This window comes from Saccharopolyspora karakumensis (assembly GCF_004349225.1).
GTDB classification, from domain to species: domain Bacteria; phylum Actinomycetota; class Actinomycetes; order Mycobacteriales; family Pseudonocardiaceae; genus Saccharopolyspora; species Saccharopolyspora endophytica.
The window spans coordinates 39,870-55,929 of sequence record NZ_SMLA01000044.1 but is presented as its reverse complement, the minus strand read 5'-3'; the positions used below and the strand labels follow the sequence as shown (position 1 = coordinate 55,929).

Below are 16,060 nucleotides of genomic sequence, written 5' to 3'. Positions count from 1 at the left end.
GGCCATCAGACCCGGCATCTCGTGCTCGGCCAACCGAATCTGGTGCCGACCCGCCTCGGCCAAACCCAGATCCTTCACGGCGAACTCCAGGCCGTTGACCTTCTGCAACTTGACGCTCATGACTTCCCTTCTGTTTCTTTCTGATCAGCAGCTGATGGACAGCGGAATCAGGTGTTGAAGTACTTGGCTTCCGGGTGGTGCGCGATGATCGCGTCCGTGGACTGCTCGGGGTGCAGCTGGAACTCCTCCGACAGCACGACCCCGATCCGCTCCGCCTCCAGCAGGTCGACGAGCTTGGCCCGGTCCTCGATGTCCGGGCACGCGCCGTAGCCGAAGGAGTAGCGGGCGCCCCGGTAGCCGAGCTTGAAGAACTCCCGCACGTCGGAGGGGTCTTCCTGCGCCACGTTCCCGCCGTTGGCCCAGGCCATCTCGCGCCGCACGCGGCGGTGCCAGTACTCGGCCAGCGCCTCGGTGAGCTGCACGCCCATGCCGTGCACCTCCAGGTAGTCCCGGTAGGCGTTCTTGGCGAACAGCTCGTTGGCGAAGTCGGCGATCGGCTGGCCCATGGTCACCAGCTGGATCGGCAGCACGTCGACCTGACCGGTCTGCTCGGCCTGCTCCCGCGTGCGGAAGAAGTCGGCCAGGCACAGCCGGCGGTCGCGCTTCTGCCGGGGGAAGAAGAACCGGTGCCGCTCCTGGGCGTCGGGCTCCTCCTTGTCCAGCACGACGAGGTGGTTGCCCTCGGTGACGCACGGGAAGTAGCCGTAGACCACCGCCGCGTGCTGCAGGATGCCCTGCGTGGACAGCTCGTCGATCCAGTGGCGCAGCCGCGGCCGGCCCTCGGTCTCGACGAGTTCCTCGTAGCTGGCGCCCTCGCCCTTCTTGGCGCCGCGCAGACCCCACTGACCGAAGAACGTGGCCCGCTCGTCCAGCAGCTGCAGGTAGTCGTTGACCGCGACTCCCTTGACCACCTTCGAGCCCCAGAACGGCGGCGTCGGGACCTCGACGTCGGCGGCCACGTCGGACCGCGTCGTGTCGTCGTAGCCCGGCTCGTCACCGGCCTCGGCCTTGCGCTTCTCGGCGATGCGCTGGGAACGCGCGCGGCGCTCCTTGCGCTCGGCCTTCTTGGCCTCCTCGGCGGCGTCCTCCTCCGGTGAGTCACCGCGCTTGATGGCCATCAGGCGGTCCATCAGGTGCAGGCCCTCGAAGGCGTCCTTGGCGTAGCGCACGTCGCCCTCGTAGACCTCGTCGAGGTCCTGCTCCACGAAGGAGCGGGTCAGCGCCGCGCCACCGAGCATCACCGGGTACTTGTCGGAGATCCCGCGGGAGTTCATCTCCTGCAGGTTGTCCTTCATGATCACGGTGGACTTCACCAGCAGACCGGACATGCCGATCGCGTCGACCTTGTGCTCCTCGGCGGCCTCGATGATGGCGTTGATCGGCTGCTTGATGCCGATGTTGACCACGTCGTAGCCGTTGTTGGAGACGATGATGTCGACCAGGTTCTTGCCGATGTCGTGGACGTCGCCCTTGACCGTGGCCAGCAGCAGCTTGCCCTTGCCGCCGGAGTCGTCCTTCTCCATGTGCGGTTCGAGGTAGGCCACCGCCGCCTTCATGACCTCGGCCGACTGCAGCACGAACGGCAGCTGCATCTGGCCGGAGCCGAAGAGCTCACCGACGACCTTCATGCCGCCGAGCAGGTCCTCGTTGATGATCTGCAGCGGGGCCTTCTCCTGCATGCCGGCCTCGAGGTCGTCCTCGAGTCCGTTGCGCTCACCGTCGATGATCCGCTTCTGCAGGCGCTCGAACAGCGGGAGCTTGGCCAGCTCCTCGGCGCGCGAGGCGCTGGAGGACTTGGCGGTCTGACCCTCGAAGAGCTCCATGAGCTTCTGCAGGGGGTCGTACTCGCCGTCCCGCCGGTCGTAGACCAGGTCCAGGGCGACCTTGCGCGGCTCCTCGTCGATCTTGTTCATCGGCAGGATCTTCGAGGAGTTCACGATCGCCGAGTCCAGCCCGGCCTCGCGGCACTCGTTGAGGAACACCGAGTTGAGAACCTGGCGCGCGGCCGGGTTCAGACCGAAGGACACGTTGGACAGACCCAAGGTGGTCTGCACGGCCGGGTGGCGCTTCTTGAGCTCCTTGATGGCCTCGATCGTCTCGATGGCGTCCTTGCGGACCTCTTCCTGACCGGTGGTGATCGGGAAGACCAGGCAGTCGATGATGATCGCGGACTCGTCCAGACCCCAGTTGGTGGTCAGGTCCTCGATCATCCGCTCGGCGACGCGCAGCTTCCAGTCCTTGGTGCGCGCCTGGCCTTCCTCGTCGATGCAGGTGACCACGACGGTCGCACCGTGCTCGCGGACCATCTCCATGACCCGGTGGAACCGGCCGCCCGGCTCGGTGCCGTCCTCGTAGTTGACCGAGTTGACCGCGCAGCGCCCGCCCAGGTGCTCCAGACCGGCCTCGATCACGTCGGGCTCGGTGGAGTCGACCATGATCGGCAACGTCGAGGCGGTGGCCAGCCGCGAGGCCAGCTCCCGCATGTCGTGCGTGCCGTCGCGGCCCACGTAGTCCACGCACAGGTCGAGCATGTGCGCGCCCTCGCGGGTCTGGGCCTTGGCGATCTCGACGCAGTCCTCGTAGCGCTCCTCGAGCATCGCCTCGCGGAACGCCTTCGACCCGTTGGCGTTGGTGCGCTCACCGACGTTGAGGATCGAGGCGTCCTGCTCGAACGGGACGCTCTGGTACACCGAGGACACCGACGGGATGATCTCCGGCGTGCGCTGGGTGGGGGTGGTGCCGCCCACGGCCTCGGCCACCGCGCGGACGTGGTCGTTGGTGGTGCCGCAGCAGCCACCGACCAGCCGTGCGCCGTAGTCGCGCACGAAGCCCGACAGCGCCTCGGCCAGCTCCTCGGGCTGCAGCGGGTACACCGCGCCGTTGGGGCCCAGCTCCGGGAGGCCGGCGTTGGGCATCACCGACAGCGGGATGCGCGAGTTCTGGGCCAGCACCCGCAGGTGCTCGCTCATCTCGGCCGGACCCGTCGCGCAGTTCATGCCGATCAGGTCGATGCCGAGCGGTTCCAGCGCGGTCAGCGCCGCGCCGATCTCGGAACCGACCAGCATCGTGCCGGTGGTCTCCACCGTGACCTGCGCGATGATCGGCAGCTTCTGGCCGGTCTGGGCCATCGCGCGCTTGGCGCCCACGATCGAGGCCTTGGTCTGCAGCAGGTCCTGCGAGGTCTCGACCAGGAAGACGTCGATACCGCCGTCGAGCATGCCCAGCGCCTGCTCGCAGTAGGCGTCGCGCAGCTTCGCGTAGGGGGCGTGCCCCAGGGTGGGCAGCTTGGTGCCCGGTCCCATCGAGCCCAGCACGAACCGCTTGCGGTCCGGCGTGGAGAACTCGTCGGCGGTCTCCCGGGCCAGTCGCGAGCCCACCTCGGCCAGCTCCCGGATGCGCTCCGGGATGTCGTACTCGGCGAGGTTGGCCCAGTTGGCGCCGAAGGTGTTGGTCTCGATCGCGTCCGAGCCCGCTTCCAGATAACCCCGGTAGATCGAGGTCACCACGTCGGGTCGGGTCACGTTGAGGATCTCGTTGCAGCCCTCCAGGTTGGCGAAGTCGTCCAAGCTGAGGTCGTAGGCTTGCAACGCGGTTCCCATGCCGCCATCGGCGACGAGCACGCGCTCGTCGATGGCGGACAGGAACCCGCTGGGATCGTGGTCTGACATGCCGCTACTCCCCGTTCGTCAGCGCAGCTTCGGCCCGACCTCGGCGGCAGCCTCGTCGCCGTAGGCCTCGGCGATGCGAGCCAGGAACGAATCCCGCTCGACGTCGTATTCCTGCGGGCCGTCGGTCTCCAGCGAGACGGTCGCCAGCGTGCAGCCCAGCTGCAGCGACCGCTCCAGGCTCAGGCCGCCCTTGAGGCCCGCGAGGAAGCCGGCGCGAAGCGCGTCGCCCACACCGGTCGGGTCGCCCTTCTGCTTCTCCTTCGGGGGCTCGACCAGCAGCGTCGGCTCGCCCTTGGCCTCGACCTGGACGCCCTTCGCGCCGAGCGAGGTGACCCACTTGCCGACGCGGCCCAGGACGTCGTCCTTGGTCCAGCCGGTGCTCTGCAGCAGGAGGCCGTGCTCGTACTCGTTGGTGAACAGGTACTGCGCGCCGTCCACGAGTTTACGGATGTCGTCGCCTTCCATGCGGGCCAGCTGCTGGCCCGGGTCGGCGAGGAAGTTGTAGCCCCGGTCCCGGCACTCCTCGGTGTGGCGCACCATCGCCTCGGGGTCGTTGGCCGAGATGACGACCATGTCGAGACCACCGAGGCGGTCGGCGACGGGTTTGAGCTCGATCTCACGGGCCTCGGCCATCGCACCGGCGTAGAACGAGGCGATCTGGTTGAGATCGGTGTCGGTCGTGCACAGGAAGCGCGCCGTGTGCTTGGTCTCCGAAACGTGCACGGACTCGGTGTCCACGCCGTGCCGGTCCAGCCACGCGCGATAGTCGTTGAAGTCCTGCCCGACGGCGCCCACCAGCGTCGAGGTCACGCCCAGCTTGCCGAGGCCGAAGGTGATGTTGCCGGCGATGCCGCCGCGACGCACCTCCAGCTCGTCCACCAGGAACGACAGCGAGACCTGCTCCAGCCGGTCGGCCACGAGCTGGTCGGTGAACCTACCGGGGTAGGACATCAGGTGGTCGGTGGCGATCGAACCGGTCACCGCAATCCGCACTTCAATAACTCCTTCACCAGGGCAGGCTGCGGGGAACTGCCATGTGGGCGGCGCCCCGCAGCCTGCGACAGCTTCGTCGGTAGTGCCCGGAGGACACGTGGAATGGCTCGCGGCCGCGGCAGGCGGCGCAATCGCCGCTCACCCGGCCACCTGCAGCGTGCACCGTCGCGGGCCCGGCGGCCGGTTCTCCTGCGAGGACGCCTCGACGTCGTGCACGTGAGTGCATGCGTCGGGGCGTCCTGCGCAGGGGGTCGGCCTCAGGTGCCCGCCGGCACCGCTGCGTTCGCCGTTCCGCTCTTACAGACCGGCAGCGCTCTTGAGAGCCTCGGCGCGGTCGGTCTTCTCCCACGGCAGGTCGACGTCGCTGCGCCCGAAGTGACCGTAAGCCGCGGTCGGGGCGTAGATGGGCCGAAGGAGGTCGAGGTCACGGACGATGGCGCCGGGACGCAGGTCGAAGACCTCGTTGACCGCGGCCTGGATCTTGACCGGGTCGACGTTCTCGGTGCCGAAGGTCTCCACGAACAGCCCGACCGGGGCGGCCTTGCCGATCGCGTAGGCGACCTGGACCTCGATGCGGCCGGCCAGACCGGCGGCGACCGCGTTCTTGGCCACCCAGCGCATGGCGTAGGCCGCGGAGCGGTCCACCTTCGACGGGTCCTTGCCCGAGAAGGCGCCACCACCGTGGCGGGCCATGCCGCCGTAGGTGTCGACGATGATCTTGCGGCCGGTCAGACCGGCGTCACCCATGGGGCCACCGACGACGAAGCGACCGGTCGGGTTGATCAGCACGCGGGCGTCGCCCGAGTCCAGACCGGCCCGCTCCAGCTCCGGCGCGATGACGTGCTTCTGGATGTCGCCGACCAGCTGGCCGTCGAGGTCGATCTCCTCGGCGTGCTGGGTCGAGAGCACCACGGTGTCCAGGCGAACGGCCTGGTCACCGGCGTACTCGATGGTGACCTGGGTCTTGCCGTCGGCGCGCAGGTACGGCAGCGTGCCGTCCTTGCGGACGTTGGTCAGGCGACGCGACATGCGGTGCGCCAGCGTGATCGGCAGCGGCGCCAGCTCGTCGGTGTCGTTGCAGGCGTAGCCGAACATCAGGCCCTGGTCGCCGGCACCCTGCTTGGCGATCTCGTCCTCGCTGCCCTCGACGCGCTTCTCGTGCGCCTCGTCGACACCCTGGGCGATGTCCGGGGACTGCTGACCGATGGCAACGTTCACGCCGCAGGAAGCGCCGTCGAAGCCCTTCACCGACGAGTCGTAGCCGATCTCCAGGACCTTCTCGCGGACCAGGGTCGGGATGTCCACGTAGGCCTTCGTGGTGACCTCGCCGGCGACGTGCACCTGGCCGGTGGTGACCAGGGTCTCCACGGCGACGCGCGAAGCCGGGTCCTGGGCCAGCATCGCGTCCAGGATCGAGTCGCTGATCGCGTCGCACATCTTGTCCGGGTGGCCCTCGGTCACCGACTCACTGGTGAACAACCGGCGGTTGATCTCACTCACGACTGCTCCTCACCTCACAAGCTTTGCAGCTTTGATCCTTGCGTACGGTAGTCAGGTTGTTTACCCGGGGGACCTCACACTCGGGCGTGAATGATGCCCCACGCGAGGTTCCCCGCCTTGCCCCCCGACACCCAGTTCTTGAGGCCGGTCTTCATCTTGTTGCGGTAGGCGTCACTGATCTTGTCGGCGAGATCACCCTCTCGCGATTCCAGCTCCTGCAGGACTCGGCCGTAGTGGATGGCCAGGTACTCGGTCAGGTCCTCGAAGTCGAAGGTCTGCAGACCCAGTCGGGCCAGCTCACGCCGGTAGAAGCCGGGCGACCCCATCGTGTCCAGGCTCAGCCGATCGAGGATCGGGCCGAGCTCCGAGCGCTTGGCGGTGTCGGCCGCCATCGGGTCGGTGAACAGGAAGGACCCGGTCGGCTTGAGGACGCGGCTGACCTCCTCCAGCACGCGCGGGCGGTCACCGCTGTGCAGGATCGCGTCCTGCGACCAGACGATGTCGAAGGCGTTGTCCTGGAACGGGATGTCCTCGAAGGAGCCGTCCTTGACCTCGATGAGCTCGTCGAGCCCCTCGGCCCGGTTGAACTCGATGTTCCGGGCGTTCTCCACCTCGGAGAGGTTCAGGCAGGAGACCTTGCAGCCGTAGGTCTTGGCCAGGTATCGGGCCGCGCCGCCGTAGCCAGCGCCGATGTCGAGGATCCGGGTGTCCGGGGTGATCTCGACCTTGGAGGCCATCCGCTCGACGGTGCGCCGGGAGGCGGTGTCGATGTCCTGGTCCGGGGTCTCGTAGAGGCCGACGTGGATGTCGTTGCCGCCCCAGACGTGGTAGTAGAAATTGTCCGCGTCTTCGGAGTTGTAGTAATCGCGGGCGGTGTGCACCGCGGTCGAGTAGACGTCGGCAAGATCGTCTTCCTCGACGTACTTCTTCTCCGCGACGTGGATGTAGAAGTCCGGCTCGCCTTCCTGGTAGGTCTCCTGGAAGTCGCCGTAGGTGTCGATCCGCTGGAACCCGACCTCGCGCATGAGGCGGCGGACGTAATTCTTCCGGAGCGGGTACATGTTCAGGAAGAACTCAGATTTGTCCGGGAAGGTGTACTTGAACCTCGCCAGACCTTCGTCGACGTAATCCGGCTCGGCGGAAACGTCCTCACCCGCGTAGTAATAGGTGTGCTTCGAGCTGAACCCGTCGTCCAGAATTGAGTCGTAATTCCGCTGGTCGATGATCAGTACGCCGTCGTGCTTCAGCATGGCGTAGAACTCGGCCAGGGTCTTGCGCCGGTCCCGCTCCGAGAACAGGTGCGTGAACGAGTTCCCGAGGCAAATGATCGCATCGTATTCGCCGTGGACGTCACGATTCAGCCAGCGCCAGTCGGCGTGGACGACGCGCAGAATGTGCCCACCGTACTCGAGCCCGTTCTGGAATGCTTTGGCCAGCATCTGCGGGCTGCCGTCGGCGGAGACGGTTTCGAAGCCCTCCTCCAGCAGCCGGACCGAGTGGAACCCGGTTCCGGTGGCCACATCCAGGACGGACTTGACCCCACGAGCCTTGAGCTGATCGATGAAGAAGCTGCCCTCGCTCTCGTAGCGCTTCTTCCAGTCGATCAGATCATCCCACTTCTCCACGAATCCACCGACGTACTCGTGGGTGTAGTGGTCCGACTCGCGGACTTCCAACGGATTCTCGCCGAAAACCTGCTCTTCACGTGCCACCAGATCGGCCGTGTCAGGCGAACCAGCCTCGTCAGAAGTCAAGTCGTCCACGCTCTTGGCCATTTTCACTCCCACCACTCACGTTGGTCATGCGCCAGCCCACGCACTTCAGGCATGCGCAAATCCGTGCCGCGAGCATGTCGTCTCGCGGCCGTGCGGGTCGCCACTGCGAAAAAAGGCAACACCTCCGACCGGCGCGGGCAGCCGAGAAAATGCTCAAGGCCGCAGCACCAACGCCGATCGCACTCGGTCGGCACCCTTGCCAACCGGCGTGACGCATTTCCGTGCGTCGCTTAACCAACCTAGGCGAAGGAGATCACGAAGCAAGCGTACAAACGTGTGACGGTAATCACCGCAATGCGATGAATGCGTGATTCCCATTGTCACCCTGGGTGAAAAAATGCGCGACCACCAGGGAATATTGGAGATCATTTTGGGGTCGATAACGATCACGCAAGTGCAATAAAACACCGGGAGATGTACGCTTACGCGCGCCCGATATAGCACAATTTTTGCGCCATATCAAGAGTTCCGATCGACAAAGATTTTGTGAATAGCCGATGCGGCGGTTGACTTTTTGCTCCCCGTAACCCTTGCATCGAAGAGCGGAGCACGGATGTTACGGCTTTCCGGTCCGCAGCGCCATAGCTTTTTCAGGACCGTCCGTCAATCGGTGCATCCGCTCCTGGAGCGCCGAACCGATCCAGCGCCCCGGACGGTGCCGACACCGTCCGGGGCGGGAGCGAACCCGGCCCGGAACACGGCGCCAGCGGCCCTCAGTCAGCTCCTGAGGCCGGGGAAGTCGTCATCGCGGTGCTCACCCCGCGCGCGCTCCCCCGAACCGTGCAAATCGCTCTCCCTGCCTCGCAGCTCCACCCGCCGGATCTTGCCGGAGATGGTCTTGGGGAGTTCGTAGAACTCCAGCCTCCGCACGCGCTTGTACGGCGCGAGGTTCTCCCGGGCGAACCGCAGGATGGACTCCGCCGTGCGCTCGTCGGGCTCGTGACCGGCGGCGAGCACTACGTAGGCCTTGGGCACCGACAACCGCAGCTCGTCCGGCGCCGGCACCACCGCCGCCTCGGCGACCGCGTCGTGCTCCAGCAGCACGCTCTCCAGCTCGAACGGCGAGATCCGGTAGTCGGACGCCTTGAACACGTCGTCGGTGCGCCCGACGTAGGTGATGTAGCCGTCCGCGTCCCGGGACCCGACGTCGCCGGTGTGGTAGTGACCGCCGCGGGTGACCTCGTCGGTGCGCTCGGTGTCGTCGGCGTAGCCGGTCATCAGGCCCACCGGCCGGGGCTGCAGGGCCAGGCAGATCTCGCCCTCGTCGGCCTCCTCCCCCGTGGCCGGATCCAGCAGCGCCACCTCGAAACCGGGCAGCGCCCGGCCCATCGATCCCGGCCGCACCTGCTGACCGGGGGTGTTGGCGACCAGGACGCTGGTCTCGGTCTGACCGAACCCGTCGCGGATGGTCACGCCCCAGGCCCGGCGCACCTGCTCGATGATCTCCGGGTTCAGCGGTTCACCCGCTCCGACGACCTTGACCGGCGGGGTGCTCAGCGAGCCGAGATCGGCCTGGATGAGCATCCGCCACACCGTCGGCGGCGCGCAGAAGCTGGTGATCGCGCACCGCTGCATCTGCTCCAGCAGCGCGGCCGGGTCGAAGCGCGAGTAGTTGTAGATGAACACCGTCGCCTCGGCGTTCCACGGCGCGAAGACGTTGCTCCAGGCGTGCTTGGCCCACCCCGGCGAGGAGATGTTGAGGTGGACGTCCCCGGGCTCCAGGCCGATCCAGTACATCGTGGACAGATGACCCACGGGGTACGAGATGTGCGTGTGCTGAACGAGTTTCGGCTTGGCCGTGGTTCCCGAGGTGAAGTACAGCAGCATCGGCTCGTCGGCTCGGGTCGTGGCATCGGGGGTGAAATCCTCGTCCGATCCCGCGCTGTCGCCGTAGGAGTGCCATCCCTCCACGGTGGACCCGACAGCGATGCGGGTGTAATCACCCGGGACGTCGGCGAATTTCGCCGCATCGTCCGATGTGGTCACCACATGCCGCGCACGGCCGCGGTCCACCCGGTCGCGCAGGTCCGCCGAACCCAGCAGCGGGGTCGCGGGGATGATCACCGCACCCAGCTTCATCGCGGCCAGGATGGTCTCCCACAGCTCGACCTGGTTGCCCAGCATGAGGATCAGCCGGTCGCCGCGCGCGACTCCGAGCCCGCGGAGCCAGTTGGCGACCTGGTTGGAGCGGCGGGTCATCTCCGCGAAGGTGATCTTGCGCTCGCCACCGCCGTCCTCGACGATCCACAGCGCCAACCCGTCCGGGCGACGCTCGGCGATGGTGTCGAACCACTCCAGCGCCCAGTTGAACTCCTCGAAGCGGGGCCAGCTGAACCCCCGCCTCGCCACCTCGTAGTCCTCGCGATGCCGCAGCAGGTAGTCGCGTGCGGCCAGGAACGTCTCGCCAGGCGTACTCGCCGTCGCTTCGCCGAACACTCCGGCCCCCTTTTCGTCTCGGCTGCGCTGCCGGGGCAAGAAGTGGACCATGTCCACGACGGGCTCGGCCACTCCGACGAGCCGAGCCGATTGCTCCGATGTGCGGGTCCTGGCTCGTCGGCGTTGACTCCTCGTGCGGTTGTGGTCATTGTTGTTGATTACTGGTGATTTTCTTTCGGAATTTCCGGCGTCAAGGAGGACACCGTGTTCCGACCTGTCACAACGATTGCCACCGCCCTCCTGCTCACCTTCTCCGGAGTACCCGCTTCGATGGCCGCACCCGAACCAGCCTGGCAACCCGAGGCACCACCGCTGACCACCCCGTGGACCGACCAGGTCGGCCCCGACAACGCCCTGCCCGAGTACCCGCGCCCGCAACTGACCCGCGAGCGCTGGCTGAACCTCAACGGCCTCTGGGACTACACCGGCGGCGACAACGCCACCGAGCAGATCCTGGTCCCCTACCCGCCGGAATCCGGGCTTTCGGGGGTGCAGCGCCACGACGACCAGATGCTCTACGAGCGCACCTTCGACGTGCCCGCCGACTGGTCCGGCCAGCGGCTGATCCTGCACTTCGGCGCCGTCGACCAGCGCGCGGAGGTCTCGGTCAACGGCAAGCAGGTCGCCGTGCACGAAGGCGGCTACACCGCCTTCTCCGCCGACATCACCGACGCCGTGACGCCCGGTGCGCCCCAGCGGCTCACGGTCGCCGTCTCCGACGGCAACGAGACCCAGCCCTACCCGGTGGGCAAGCAGCGCAACGATCCCGGGGGCATCCTCTACACCGGCGCCTCCGGCATCTGGCAGACCGTCTGGCTCGAACCCGTCGCCCCGGCGCACATCACCGGGCTCGACATCACCCCCGACCTGACCGGTTTCGGCCTCACCGCCGACGCCGCCGCCGGCAACGGCGAGCAGGTCGAGATCGCGGTGCGCGATGCCGAGGGCAACGAGGTCACCAGGACCAGCGGCCCGGCACGCGAGCCGGTGCGCGTCGACGTCCCGCAACCGCACCTGTGGACCCCGGACGACCCGTACCTCTACGACCTGACGGTGCGGCTGCTGGGCGCCGGCGGAGCCGTGCTCGACGAGGTCGGCAGCTACACGGGCCTGCGCACGACCGGCCTGGTCAACGACGAGCAGGGCCGGCCGCGGATGGCCCTCAACGGCAAGATCGTGTTCCAGCACGGTCCGCTGGACCAGGGCTACTGGCCGGACGGCATCTACACCGCGCCGACCGACGAGGCGCTGCGCTTCGACCTGGACAAGACCAAGGAACTGGGCTTCAACATGGTCCGCAAGCACGTCAAGGTCGAACCGGCGCGCTGGTACTACTGGGCCGACAAGCTCGGCCTGATGGTCTGGCAGGACATGCCGTCGCTGCCGATCGACCTGGCCATCCCGCCGGAGGAAAGCCCGCCGCCGACGGAGGAGATGGAGGCCAACTACCGCTCCGAGTGGGTCGACATCATCGACCAGCTGCGGAGTTCGACCTCGATCGTCGCGTGGGTGCCGTTCAACGAGGGCTGGGGCGAGTTCGACACCGCCGAGATCACCGACCTGACCCGGCGCACCGACCCGACCCGGTTGATCAACCCCTCCAGCGGGGTGAACTGCTGCTACTCGCTGCCCGACAGCGGCGCGGGCGACATCTACGACGACCACACCTACGTGGGCCCCGGTGCGCCGACGGTGAAGGACGGCCGGGCGATCGTGGACGGCGAGTACGGCGGGCTGGGCCTGGCCGAGGAAGGCCACCTGTGGCCCGGCGAACCCAGCGCGTACGAGATGACCGAGAGCAGGGAGCAGCTGACCCAGCGCTACGGCGAGGTCAGCGACGAGCTGGCGCGCATCATCGGGGCCAACGGCCTGTCGGCGGCGATCTACACCCAGACCACCGACGTGGAGAACGAGGTCAACGGTTTCCTCACCTACGACCGGCAGATCATGAAGCCGGACGTGGCCTCCGTGCGCGCGCACAACACCGCCGCCATCGAGGCGGGAAGCCGGTGAGGAGACCGATGAGATCAACGAAGATCAACAGACGTGGCGCGCTGCTGGGGGCGGCAGGAGCGGCAGGAGCGGCCGGTGCGATGGCGGCCCTGCCCGGGGTCGCGCACGCCGCGCCCGGCGGTCCCCCGACCGCCAGCGGCCACCTCTACGAGATCGGCGCCGGGAAGCAGCGGGTGGTCGTCGGCGGCGTGGCCGCCTCGATGCTGTCCTGGAAGGCCGACGGCCAGGAGATGCTGCTGACCCACGACCCCGACGACGTCGGCGAGGGGTACCAGGGCAAGACGATCCTGCCGTGGGCCAACCGGATCGACCACGGCGCCTACACCTTCGAGGACCAGGAGCTGCAGGTCGCGATCAACGAACCGGAGCGCGACGCCGCGCTGCACGGGCTGATGAGCTTCGTGGAGTGGTCGCCGGTGCACCACCGCGCCGATGCGGTCGTGCTCGAACACGTCCTGCCGCCGGACTACGGCTACCCGTTCCAGCTGGCGTTCCGCATCGAGTACCGGGTGGACGACCGCGGTTTCTCCAGCACCCTGTCGGCGACCAACGTCGGGCGCGGCCCGGCGCCGTTCGGCACCGCCAACCACACCTACCTGGCGGCGGCTCCGGGCACCCGGATCGACGACATCGTGCTGGAGATCCCGGCCGACACCTACTACGTGGTCAACGACCGGCTCATCCCGACCGGCACCGCGCAGGTGGAGGGCACCGACTACGACTTCCGCACCGCCCGTCCCATCGGAGACACCGAGATGGACACCGCCTTCACCGGCCTGCACCACGCGGGCGGTGAAGCGGTGGTGCGCTTCGGGCGGCCGGACGTCGACGTCGAGCTGTGGGTGGACGGGACCCACCGGTACCTGCAGGTCTACACCGACGACGATCCCAGCACCGACCGGCCGGGCCGGGCGGGGCTGACCGTGGAGCCGATGACGTTGGCGCCCAACGCTTTCGTCACCGGTGACGGATTGATCGTCCTGCAGCCGGGGCAAACCCACACCGGCAGCTGGGGCTACCGCCTCGCCGGGTGACCGCCTGCCGTTCGGGGGTGGAGGTTCCAGCGCGAACCTCCACCCCCGGATGACCGTTAGGGTGTGTCCCGTGGCCGAATACATCCAGATCCCCACGCCGGCAGGCAAGTTCGACGCGTTGACCGCGGGCCCCGAGGAAGGGCGCCCGGTGCTGCTGCTGCACGGCTTCCCCGAAGCGGCGGTCGAGTGGAGCGAGCAGCTGGGCGTCCTCGGTGGCGCCGAGTGCTTCGCCGTCGCACCCGATCAGCGCGGCTACTCCCCCGGCGTGCGCCCGGAGCAGGTCGCCGACTACCGCATGAGCGAGCTCGTCGGTGACGTGCTGGCCATCGCCGACCACTTCGGCTGGGACCGCTTCGACCTGGTCGGGCACGACTGGGGCGCGGCGGTGGCGTGGTCGGTCGCGGCCGAGCACCCCGACCGGATCCGCACGCTCACGGCGGTGTCGATCCCGCACCTGGACGCCTTAACCCAGGCGGTCCGCGAGGACGAGGACCAGCAGCAGCGCTCGGCCTACATGCAGGCGCTGCGCTCCTCCACGGCGGAGAAGACGCTGCTGGCCGACAACGCCGCCAAGCTGCGCCGCATCTACTACCCCGGCGTTCCCGAGCACCACGTCGACGACTACGTGCAGCGGCTCACCGAGCCGGGCGCGCTCACCGGTGCGCTCAACTGGTACCGGGCGTCGCGGTTCAACGAGGAGATCGGCCCGATCACCGTGCCGACCCTGTTCGTGTGGAGCACCGAGGACGTCGCCGTCGGGTCGACCGCCGCGCTGGCCACCGAGCAGCACGTCACCGGCCCCTACCGGTTCGAGATGCTGCAGGAGGTCTCGCACTGGATCCCCGAGGAGGCGCCCGAGTCGCTGACCCGGCTGCTGCTGCAGCACCTGCTCGCGCACCCCGAGTGACGTCTTGCCGGTCATCGTCCGGGCGGTGAGCATGAGATCGGTCCGGGTTTCCGACGCGCCGTAGGAGTGCTCGTGAAGGGTTCCGAAGGTCTGCTGGCCACCGCAGCCGCCGCCGGTGTCGACATCTGCTTCGCCAATCCCGGCACCACCGAGATCCCGCTGGTCGAGGCGTTCGACCAGGAAGCCGGGGTGCGCGCGGTGCTGGGGCTGTCCGAGGGCGTGGTGACCGGTGCGGCCGACGGCTACGGCCGGATGACCTCCGAGCCCGCGCTCACGCTGCTGCACCTCGGGCCGGGGTTCGCCAACGGCATCGCGAACCTGCACAACGCGCGTCGTGCTCGCACCCCGATCATCAACCTGATCGGTGAGCACGCGTCCTGGCACCAGTCGGCCGACGCCCCGCTCAACAGCGACATCGAGTCGCTGGCGCGTCCGGTGTCGGGCTGGGTGGGGCGCACGACGTCGGCGGCGACCGCTGCCGGCGAGTTCGCCGAGGCGTACCTGGCGGCGTTGCGCGACCGGCTGCCCGCGACGCTCATCGCCGCGGCCGACCACATGTGGGGCCAGGGCTCCATGCCCGTCGAGGTTCCCGCCGCACCCGACCGCCCGCAGGTGGACGAGCAGCGGATCGCCGAGATCGCCAAGGTGCTCTCGTCCGGACGCCGGCCCGTGCTGCTGCTGGGCGGGCAGGCTCTGGAGAACCCCGAGGCCATCCGCACCGCCGTGCGCATCGCGACGAAGGCCGGTGGCGAGGTGCTCGCCGAGCGCGGCAGCGCCCGCGTCGAACGCGGTCCGAAGATTCCTCCGGTGCGGATGCTGCCCTACTTCCCGGAGGCCATGAGCGCCACGTTCGAGGGATTCTCGGATCTCATCCTCGTCGGGGCCCGCACGCCGGTGTCGTTCTTCGGCTACAAGGGCCAGCCCAGCCATCCGCTGCCCGACGGCGTGAAGGTCCACGAGCTGGCCGATGCCGACGTCGACGCGCTCAACGCCCTGGCCGCGCTCGCCGAAGCCACCGACAGCGCGGCGGAGAAGCTCCCGCAGGCCAAGCGTCCCGAGGTGGCGGCCCCGACGGGAGCGCTGGACGCGGACGCGATCGCGGCGGCGATCGTGCTGACCCAGCCCGAGAACGCGATCGTCGTCAACGAGGGCGTCTCGTCCTCGGCGGCCTATCCCGCGATCGCCGACGCCGCGCCCGCGCACTGCGAGCTCTCGCAGACCGGCGGTGCCATCGGCATGGGGATGCCCGTGGCCACCGGTGCCGCGATCGCCTGCCCGGACCGCGCGGTCATCAACCTGCAGGCCGACGGCAGCGCCGCCTACACCGTCCAGGCTCTGTGGACCCAAGCGCGCGAGAAGCTCGACGTCACCACGGTGATCTGCTCCAACTCGCGCTACCGCATCCTCGACGAGGAGCTCCGGCGCGCGGGCATCGACGATCCCGGCGCCGCCGCGGCGTCGATGACCAGCCTCGCCGATCCGGCCCTCGACTGGCTGCAGCTGGCCCGGGGCTTCGGCGTGGACGCCACCCGCGCCACCACCGGCGAGGAACTCCGCGCCGCCCTGAGCCGCGCCTTCACCGAATCGGGCCCGCACCTCATCGAAGCGGTCCTGTGACCCGCTGAGGAGTCGACGTGCGAAGAGCCCCACCGCTCGGTGGGGCTCTTCGCACGT

Annotated in this window: 10 protein-coding genes; 4 read left to right on the top strand and 6 right to left on the bottom strand. The window is 68.2% G+C overall.

Annotated features, from left to right (window positions below; translation table 11 throughout):
* The 6 genes from E1202_RS23380 to E1202_RS23355 form a co-directional block, all read right to left on the bottom strand.
* Positions 1 to 120: adenosylhomocysteinase (locus E1202_RS23380; RefSeq protein WP_132676350.1), on the bottom strand; the 120-nt coding region annotated here is incomplete at its 3' end.
* A 47-nt stretch (positions 121 to 167) separates the two neighbouring features.
* On the bottom strand, positions 168 to 3,728 hold the full coding sequence (metH, locus tag E1202_RS23375; protein WP_132685276.1) for a methionine synthase: 3,561 nt from the start codon (positions 3,726 to 3,728) through the stop codon (positions 168 to 170).
* An 18-nt stretch (positions 3,729 to 3,746) separates the two neighbouring features.
* On the bottom strand, positions 3,747 to 4,721 hold the full coding sequence (locus E1202_RS23370; protein WP_132685275.1) for a carbohydrate kinase family protein: 975 nt from the start codon (positions 4,719 to 4,721) through the stop codon (positions 3,747 to 3,749).
* A gap of 297 nt (positions 4,722 to 5,018) precedes the next feature.
* Positions 5,019 to 6,221 (bottom strand): methionine adenosyltransferase, encoded by a 1,203-nt coding sequence (gene metK / locus E1202_RS23365; protein WP_132676344.1) that lies wholly within the window; start codon positions 6,219 to 6,221, stop codon positions 5,019 to 5,021.
* 74 nt (positions 6,222 to 6,295) lie between these two features.
* Entirely contained in the window at positions 6,296 to 7,996 is a 1,701-nt protein-coding gene (locus E1202_RS23360) for a glycine/sarcosine N-methyltransferase (RefSeq protein ID WP_132685274.1), read from the bottom strand.
* 717 nt (positions 7,997 to 8,713) lie between these two features.
* Positions 8,714 to 10,483, bottom strand: a complete 1,770-nt coding sequence (locus tag E1202_RS23355) for an AMP-binding protein (protein ID WP_132685283.1) — start codon at positions 10,481 to 10,483, stop codon at positions 8,714 to 8,716.
* A 219-nt stretch (positions 10,484 to 10,702) separates the two neighbouring features.
* Here E1202_RS23355 and E1202_RS23350 point away from each other — a divergent pair, with 219 nt between their 5' ends.
* The 4 genes from E1202_RS23350 (at position 10,703) to E1202_RS23335 (ending at position 16,003) form a co-directional block, all read left to right on the top strand.
* Complete coding sequence (locus tag E1202_RS23350) at positions 10,703 to 12,445, top strand: glycoside hydrolase family 2 protein (RefSeq protein ID WP_132685282.1); 1,743 nt, start codon at positions 10,703 to 10,705, stop codon at positions 12,443 to 12,445.
* Between the two features lie 8 nt (positions 12,446 to 12,453).
* Positions 12,454 to 13,479: an aldose 1-epimerase family protein gene (locus E1202_RS23345; RefSeq protein WP_132685273.1), complete on the top strand. Its 1,026-nt coding sequence runs from the start codon at positions 12,454 to 12,456 to the stop codon at positions 13,477 to 13,479.
* Positions 13,480 to 13,549: 70 nt separating this feature from the next.
* Positions 13,550 to 14,386, top strand: coding sequence for an alpha/beta fold hydrolase (locus E1202_RS23340; protein ID WP_132685272.1), 837 nt, complete (start codon positions 13,550 to 13,552; stop codon positions 14,384 to 14,386).
* A 72-nt stretch (positions 14,387 to 14,458) separates the two neighbouring features.
* Positions 14,459 to 16,003, top strand: coding sequence for an acetolactate synthase large subunit (locus E1202_RS23335; protein ID WP_132685271.1), 1,545 nt, complete (start codon positions 14,459 to 14,461; stop codon positions 16,001 to 16,003).
* Positions 16,004 to 16,060: the final 57 nt, after the last annotated feature.